The sequence below is a fragment of the Apilactobacillus apinorum genome, assembly GCF_001281175.1.
Lineage (GTDB): Bacteria > Bacillota > Bacilli > Lactobacillales > Lactobacillaceae > Apilactobacillus > Apilactobacillus apinorum.
The window spans coordinates 809,200-817,270 of the sequence record NZ_KQ440396.1 but is presented as its reverse complement, the minus strand read 5'-3'; the positions used below and the strand labels follow the sequence as shown (position 1 = coordinate 817,270).

Here is an 8,071-nt window from a genome sequence, read left to right as displayed (position 1 = left end):
GAATCATTTCCTCCCGTTAAAAATCTTTAGTAATTTTACCATTAAAAAAAAAAGTTTTCCACAAGTTGTTTTGATTGTGTATAAATGTTTCACACATTGTTGATTGAAAATCTCACAATCTGTGTATAACTCATAAAAAAACTAAAAAAATAATAGTTTTCCACAAAATATTGTTAATAATCCACAGGTAAGTATGGTTGATATAACAATAAAAGTCAAAAGTTATACACATCCTGTTAATAAAAATAATAACAATGTGTTGAATTGTGGATAAGTTGTGGATAACTATGTGGATTTGAAAAAATAAGTCCACAAGAAACAATAAAAAATGTGTATGAAACAAAATAAAATGTGGATAAAAAAGCATATATTTCGCGATTAAATCTCAATTTATATGTTCCATCCATTTGGTTTTTGTGTTATTATGTTTAAGAAATGTATTTGACATAGAAAAGAAACATACAAAAAAACATATAAGGGAGGGTTAGTAATGAAGAGAACTTACCAACCAAAGAAACGTAAGCACGCACGTACTCACGGTTTCCGTAGTCGTATGAGCACTAGCAACGGTCGTAAAGTTTTAGCTCGCCGTCGTAAAAAAGGTAGAAAGTCATTGACTGTATAGACCACTGACCATTCAGTGGTCTTTTTCATTATATTGAACAAAATTTAATGGAGATGGATTATGCGTAAGTCATATCGAGTCAAAAAAGAAGCAGAATTCCAAAGTGTTTTTGAAAAACATAATTCAGTTGCTAACCGGACTTTTGTCATTTATCAAATGGAAAAGCCCGATCAACCCCATTTTAGAGTCGGAATCTCAGTTGGAAAAAAGATTGGTAATGCCGTACACAGAAATTGGGTTAAAAGACGAATAAGACAAAGTTTGACCGAATTAAAGCCACACTTAAAGTCAGAAGTTGATTTCCTAGTGATTGCTCGTCCAAGAGCCGACATGTTATCAATGGAAGAAGTTAAGAAGAATATGGTCCACGTTTTAAAATTGGCAAACTTGCTTGATTCTGATTATGTTGAGGGAGAAGACTAATGAAAAAATTTAAGAAGTATCTTTCACTAACTTCAATTTTAGGACTAGTATTCTTTTTAACTGCATGTAGTAATAAACCAATTACTTCACACAGTACTGGTCTATGGGATGGAGTCATCGTATTAAATTTCTCAAGAGCTATTATTTGGTTAGCTAAATTATTTGGTTCTAGTTATGGAATGGGTATCGTTGCCTTCACTATTATTGTAAGAATTGTGATCTTGCCTTTGATGATTTATCAAACCAAGAGCATGAAAAAGACTCAAGAATTACAACCTAAGCTAAAGGAACTACAAAAGAAGTATTCTTCAAAGGATACTGAAACTGTTAAGTTGCTTCGTGAAGAACAACAAAAACTTTACGCTGAAGCTGGTGTTAACCCAGTTGCTGGTTGTTTACCATTACTTGTACAATTACCAATCCTTTGGGCATTGTATCAAGCAATTTGGCGTACCGAAGCTTTGAAGTCAGGTCACTTCCTATGGTTACAATTAGGACACCGTGATCCTTACTTCATCATGCCAATTCTAGCTGCGGTATTTACATTCATTAGTTCATGGTTATCTATGAAGTCTCAACCAGAACAAAATGGAATGACTAAGGGAATGACATTTGGAATGCCACTAATTATTTTCTTTATGGCATTAAACATTCCTGCCGCTATTTCAATTTACTGGGTAGTAACTAATGCGTTCCAAGCTGGACAAACATTAGTACTTCAAAACCCTTGGAAAATTCAAAAAGAACGAGAAGCAAAGCTACGAGCTGAAAAAGATCGTAAACGAAATGTTGAAAAAGCAATTCGTAAAGCTAAAAAATCTCGTCGTAAATAAACAAAAGCGTCTGATTTTTATATCAGACGCTTTTTTATGTATCATTATGGCGCGGTTTTATGATATTATAGTTAACATAGTTTATTTTTAAAGGAGTCCCCACATGTCAACATTTACTGCTGAAACAGTTAATGATGCGATCGAAGAAGGACTAAAGTCACTAAATATCGATAGAAATAACGCTGAAATCAACGTTGTACAAACTAATCGTAAGGGCTTTCTAGGAATCGGAAAACGTGATGCAATCGTCGAAATCGACGTTAAAAACGTACAAACAGCATCAAACTCTCAAGATATCGCAGCAACAACTAAAACCATTAACAAAATTGATTTAAAACCAAGTAACAACACTGAAAAAACACGTAAACACTCTAATGAACAAGCCATTGAAGAATTAATGGCTTATTTGCAACCAATTGTTGAAGAATTAGGGATTACGGCAGAGCAACAACCTAAGATTATGAATCGTAAGTTTGCTCGTATTAACTTTAAGACAGAACAAGAAGGATTATTAATTGGAAAACACGGGCTAACTATCAACGCTTTACAAGACTTAGCACAAATCTATCTAAATCACATCGGGTACAGCCGTCTATCAATCCAATTGGATACTGCTGACTACCGTCATCGCCGTACAGAAATTTTAAAGAAATTAGCTGAAAAGACTGCTAGAGAAGCAGTTGCGACCGGTCAACCGGTTTATTTAGATCCGATGCCTTCTTTTGAAAGAAAAGTTATCCATACTCAATTAGAAGATAATGGATACGTTAATACATTTTCATCTGGTCGCGAACCCTATCGTGCAGTGGTTGTAGAACCAGAAAATGTATAGTCATATAAATTGACAAATGATATAAAAATTTTTATTATATACTATATAATTTAAATCAGATAATAAATGAAGTAGTGAAAGTGCTTTATTCATGCTGTGTTTTTGGCGTGGAGTGGGCACTTTTTTTGTGCATTTAGATTGAAAAAGATCTATGCAGATTTAGAAAGGAAGAAGAAAATGGCAACGACAACAGATTTTGATACAATTGCAGCGATTTCAACGCCACCTGGTGAAGGAGGAATCTCGATTGTTAGAATCAGTGGAGATGACGCTTTAAAGGTAATTAGCAAGATTTTCCACGGAAAAGATTTGAATAAAGTTGACTCACATACCATTAATTATGGACATGTTTTTGATCCAGATACTAATGAAGATGTCGATGAAGTGATGGTTTCTGTAATGAGAGCACCTAAAACATACACTTGTGAAGACGTAATTGAAGTTAACTGTCACGGTGGGATTTTAGCTACTAACACTATTTTGCAATTAATCTTGAGTTATGGTGCTAGATTAGCTGAACCAGGTGAATTTACCAAGCGTGCGTTCTTGAATGGACGAATTGATTTATCACAATCTGAAGCGGTTATGGACGTGATTGATGCGAAAACAACCCGTTCTATGAAGGCTGCAGAAAGCCAATTAGAAGGTAATCTTTCTAGACTAATTAGAACCCTTAGACGTCAAATATTAGATGTATTAGCTAATGTCGAAGTTAATATTGATTATCCAGAATATGATGACGCGGAAGTAGTTACTTCTAAGTTATTAAAGGACAATGCAATTGATTTACGTGGTAAGGTTGAAAAACTATTAGAAACTGCTAAACAAGGTCAAGTTTTAAGGGATGGTTTAGCAACTTCAATCGTTGGACGCCCAAACGTTGGTAAATCAAGTATCTTGAATCACTTATTACATCAAGATAAAGCGATTGTTACTGATGTTCCCGGAACTACCCGTGATGTATTGGAAGAATACGTTAACGTTAAAGGAGTTCCATTGAAACTAGTCGATACTGCTGGAATCCGTGAAACTGACGACAAGGTTGAAAAAATCGGGGTTGAACGTTCTAGAAAGGCAATCAGTAGTTCTGATTTAGTACTATTGGTATTAAATTATTCAGAAGTGCTATCTGATGAAGATCGTCAATTGATTGAATTAACTAATGATACTAAGCGTATCGTTATTTTAAACAAGACCGATTTACCTCAACAAATTAATGTTGATGAAGTTAAACAATTAGTGGGTGCTGAAAATGTAATTACAACTTCAGCAATTCAAGATAACGGAACAGAACCATTGGAAGAAATGATTGCGAAGTTATTCTTTACTGAAGGAATTCAAAGCTCTCAAAATGATGTAATGGTAACTAACGCTAGACACGTTAGCTTGTTACACAACGCTAAAGAATCATTAAATAACGTAATTAATGGATTAGAAGAAGGATTACCGGTCGACTTAGTACAAATGGACATGCATGCATGTTGGGAAGCATTAGGTGAAATTACCGGAGACAGCTACAACGGAGAGTTGTTAGATCAACTATTTAGCCAATTCTGTTTAGGAAAATAGAAAAATGTTTCATGTGAAACATTTTGAATGGAGGAAGAAAAAATGAGTCAAATTGTAAGTGACGAAACGATTCAATATGAAGCTGGACAATACGATGTTATTGTCGTTGGTGCCGGTCATGCTGGTAGTGAAGCTGCGCTAGCTTCAGCTAGAATGGGTAACAAGACCATGTTAATTACCATTAACTTGGACATGGTGGCATTTATGCCATGTAACCCTTCTCTAGGTGGTCCTGCCAAGGGAATCGTTGTTAGAGAAATTGATGCTTTGGGTGGAGAAATGGGTCGTAACATCGACAAAACCTACATCCAAATGAGAATGTTAAATACAGGTAAGGGTCCTGCTGTGCGTGCATTACGTGCACAAGCTGACAAGCATGCTTACCACCGTGCAATGAAGGAAACAATTGAAAAACAACCTAACTTGGACTTAAAACAAGGGATTGTTGATTCATTAATCGTTGAAGATGGTGTCTGCAAGGGAATCGTTACCTACACTGGTGCGAAGTACTACTCAAAGACTACTGTTATTTGTGCCGGAACAGCTGCACGTGGCCGTATTATCATTGGTGAATTAATGTATTCATCAGGTCCTAATAACTCTCAACCAGCGATGAAACTATCAGAAAACCTAGAAGAACTAGGTTTTGAATTGAAACGTTTCAAGACTGGGACTCCTCCGCGCGTTAACGGTCGTACAATTGATTTTGCTAAGACAGAAGAACAACCTGGGGATGAAGAAGTAAATCACTTTAGTTTTGAAACTTCAGATGATGACTACATTCCAGTTAAAGACCAATTATCATGTTGGTTAACTTACACTAACGAACACACTCATCAAATCATTAAGGATAACCTTGATCGTGCACCTATGTTTACCGGTGTGATTGAAGGGGTCGGTCCTCGTTACTGTCCATCAATTGAAGATAAGATTGTTCGTTTTGCTGATAAGAACAGACATCAAGTCTTTCTAGAACCAGAAGGAAGAGAAACTAATGAATACTACTGTGATAGTCTTTCAACATCACTTCCTGAAGAAGTACAACAAAAAATGCTACATTCTGTTGCTGGATTGGAACATGCAGAAATGATGCGTCCAGGATATGCAATTGAATATGATGTTGTGGCGCCTTACCAATTAAAACCAACATTTGAAACTAAGATTGTTAAGAACCTATATACAGCCGGTCAAACTAACGGAACTTCTGGTTACGAAGAAGCTGCTGGACAAGGTTTATATGCCGGAATTAACGCCGCATTACGTGCCCAAGGAAAAGATCCATTGATTCTAAAACGAAATGAAGCATATATTGGAGTTTTAGTTGATGATTTAGTAACTAAGGGAACTAATGAACCATACCGTTTATTAACTAGTCGTGCTGAATACCGTTTACTACTTAGAAACGATAACGCTGACTTCCGTTTAACTGAAAAAGGTCATGAATTAGGCTTGATTTCAGATGAACGTTACAACGAGTTCCTAGAAAAGAAACAAGCGGTATTAGAAGAACTAGACCGTTTGGATCATACTAGAATCAAACCTAGTGACGAAGTGAACGCCTTTGTTGAAGAACATGGCGACAAGCCGCTTAAGGATGGAATTTTAGCATCAGTATTCCTACGTCGTCCATACGTAACTTACAATACTTTATTGAAGTTCATCGAACCTGCTGACAAACCATTGGGTCGTCGTGTGATTGAACAAGTTGAAATTAGAACTAAGTACGCTGGATACATTAAAAAAGCGGAAGAAAACGTTGCTAGAATGAAGAAAATGGAAGCTAAAAAGATTCCAGATGACATTGATTACAATGCCATTGATAGTTTAGCTACCGAAGCACGTCAAAAACTTGAAAAGATTAGACCACAAACTGTTGCGCAAGCATCTAGAATTTCAGGAGTTAACCCTTCTGATGTTGCTATCTTAGGTGTTTACATTCAACAAGGTAAGATTGCTAAAGTTAAAAAAGACTAAAATAAAAACCGTCTAAACATTGTTTAGACGGTTTTTTAATGTAAACAACTATTCATAAGAGAGAATAGAAATGCAGCAATAACTCCTGGAATCCAAAATCTTTTTAAAAGGATAATGTTGTATTTTAAGTATTCTGATGTCTTTTGGTTGTTTATTTTAATTGATCGATGTTTTAGAATTGAGTGGTTTGCACAAATAGTAAAACAAATAATCGCAATAGTTAGTAAAATCCACATAGTTCCCAAAAATAGAGCGTATAGGTATTTTCCGGATATTATACAGATAAGTGGTGCGGAAAGATTTAAAGCGTCCACAAACACGACATAAATGGAAATAAATGCTAAGAAGATGCGAGTTCTCATTAACGATATAATTATGTATAAAATGCCGGCTTGAATGAGAATAGCCATCTGTGGTAACGCAGTGTTTAAATCAATGCGGAATGTAATTCGTTCGGTTAAGATTTCTTTATCAATTGCGAACAAACCCCATAGAACAGAGAGTAAAAACCACACTAAAAATGCACCAAAAATATTACGATGAATATTTAGCTTATTAATGTCTAGTCATTCCTTTATCATTTAATGAATGTATTAATGTTTAAATTATACTTATATTTTAAACTTAATACAAGAAATTTTATTTAATCAATCTGTGGAATAATGATACAATAGTGTTATCCAATAATTAGGAGTATGAAAAATGGAAAATAAAAAAACAAACCCATTTCGTCAGTTTTCTGACTACATAGGTGAACATAAAATTCTAAAAGAAACGCTAAGCTGGTCAATATACGTTATTTTCTTAGTATTAGCATATCTAACTTTCACTCACTTTGTGACAACCGCAAATGTTGATGGTCATTCAATGGATCCTAATCTTCACAATGGTGAAAAAATGTTGGTTTTAAAGCAAGCGACGGTCAAACGAAATAGCGTTATCGTTTTCGATGCTCACGGTGAAGACCCAACTGCTACTACCACTAATTACTACGTAAAACGTGTTATCGGTCTTCCTGGTGACAAAATTTCCTATAAAGATGGTAAGTTATACGTAAATAACAAGGTTTTTAACCAAAATTATATAAGTAAACAAGAACTAACAGTAGGAACTAGATATTTCGATGATAATGATAAACAGATTAAGAATTGGGATATCGCAAGCCTATCTAAAACTAAATGGGTTTATAATCAAAATAAAACAGTTGTACCAAAGGGCAAGTACTTTGTTTTAGGTGATAATCGTTCAATATCAAACGATAGTCGTTATTGGGGATTTGTTGATAATGACAAGATTTTAGGAGTGGTTAAACTATTCCCATGGTCTGGAACTAAGACAGAACGTCATAACATTAATGATTTAGCGAAATAAAAAAAGCACTTGAACTGAACCCCTTGAGTTGGAGAAATCTAACTCAAGGGGTTCTTTTATGTTTAATAGAGAAATAAAATTAGCTGCCCCATTAAAGATTATTATAATGGCTTAGGATTTACAAAAATAACTAAGAGGTATGGTATTAAAGGGTCTGCGACCCTTTACGAATGGATTAGAAAATTTGATCAGTTTGGTCCTAAATATTTTTCTAAAAATACTAAGACTTATTATGAATATTCGTTTAAAATAAAGGTCATAAACTGGCGATTAAGGAATCATGAATCATTAACAAATGCCTCACGGCATTTCAAACTCAGTTCCCCCTGCGTAGTATATCAATGGGAACGATTAGCATCTGAAGGTCGCCTAAATAAACCTAAAGGAAGACCACCTAAAATGAAAAACGATAAAGATATGTCATTAGAAGAAAAGAACAAGCAA

At 34.9% G+C, this 8,071-nt stretch carries 8 protein-coding genes; 7 read left to right on the top strand and 1 reads right to left on the bottom strand.

The features are described 5' to 3' along the window. The first annotated feature begins 490 nt into the window (after positions 1–490). From rpmH to mnmG, 6 genes are all read left to right on the top strand, one after another. Positions 491–625, top strand: coding sequence for a 50S ribosomal protein L34 (gene rpmH, locus RZ74_RS06800; protein ID WP_034530627.1), 135 nt, complete (start codon positions 491–493; stop codon positions 623–625). Positions 626–685: 60 nt separating this feature from the next. Further along, positions 686–1,048, top strand: coding sequence for a ribonuclease P protein component (rnpA, locus tag RZ74_RS06795; protein ID WP_053950645.1), 363 nt, complete (start codon positions 686–688; stop codon positions 1,046–1,048). Beyond that, a complete protein-coding gene (gene yidC / locus RZ74_RS06790) occupies positions 1,048–1,881 on the top strand; it encodes a membrane protein insertase YidC (protein ID WP_053950644.1) in 834 nt (277 codons plus the stop codon). Before rnpA ends, yidC begins: the two co-directional genes overlap by 1 nt. Before the next feature lie 103 nt (positions 1,882–1,984). Beyond that, a complete protein-coding gene (gene jag / locus RZ74_RS06785; RefSeq protein ID WP_053950643.1) occupies positions 1,985–2,713 on the top strand; it encodes an RNA-binding cell elongation regulator Jag/EloR in 729 nt (242 codons plus the stop codon). A 177-nt stretch (positions 2,714–2,890) separates the two neighbouring features. Continuing rightward, complete coding sequence (gene mnmE, locus RZ74_RS06780; RefSeq protein ID WP_053950642.1) at positions 2,891–4,282, top strand: tRNA uridine-5-carboxymethylaminomethyl(34) synthesis GTPase MnmE; 1,392 nt, start codon at positions 2,891–2,893, stop codon at positions 4,280–4,282. A gap of 42 nt (positions 4,283–4,324) precedes the next feature. Then, on the top strand, positions 4,325–6,256 hold the full coding sequence (mnmG, locus tag RZ74_RS06775; RefSeq protein ID WP_053950641.1) for a tRNA uridine-5-carboxymethylaminomethyl(34) synthesis enzyme MnmG: 1,932 nt from the start codon (positions 4,325–4,327) through the stop codon (positions 6,254–6,256). Positions 6,257–6,291: 35 nt separating this feature from the next. Here the strand turns inward: mnmG and RZ74_RS06770 are convergent, their stop codons facing one another. Further along, positions 6,292–6,771 (bottom strand): hypothetical protein, encoded by a 480-nt coding sequence (locus RZ74_RS06770; RefSeq protein ID WP_053950640.1) that lies wholly within the window; start codon positions 6,769–6,771, stop codon positions 6,292–6,294. A 187-nt stretch (positions 6,772–6,958) separates the two neighbouring features. On the opposite strand from RZ74_RS06770, the gene lepB reads away from it, so the two are divergent. Then, positions 6,959–7,627, top strand: a complete 669-nt coding sequence (gene lepB, locus RZ74_RS06765; RefSeq protein WP_053950639.1) for a signal peptidase I — start codon at positions 6,959–6,961, stop codon at positions 7,625–7,627. The last annotated feature ends 444 nt before the right edge of the window (positions 7,628–8,071 follow it).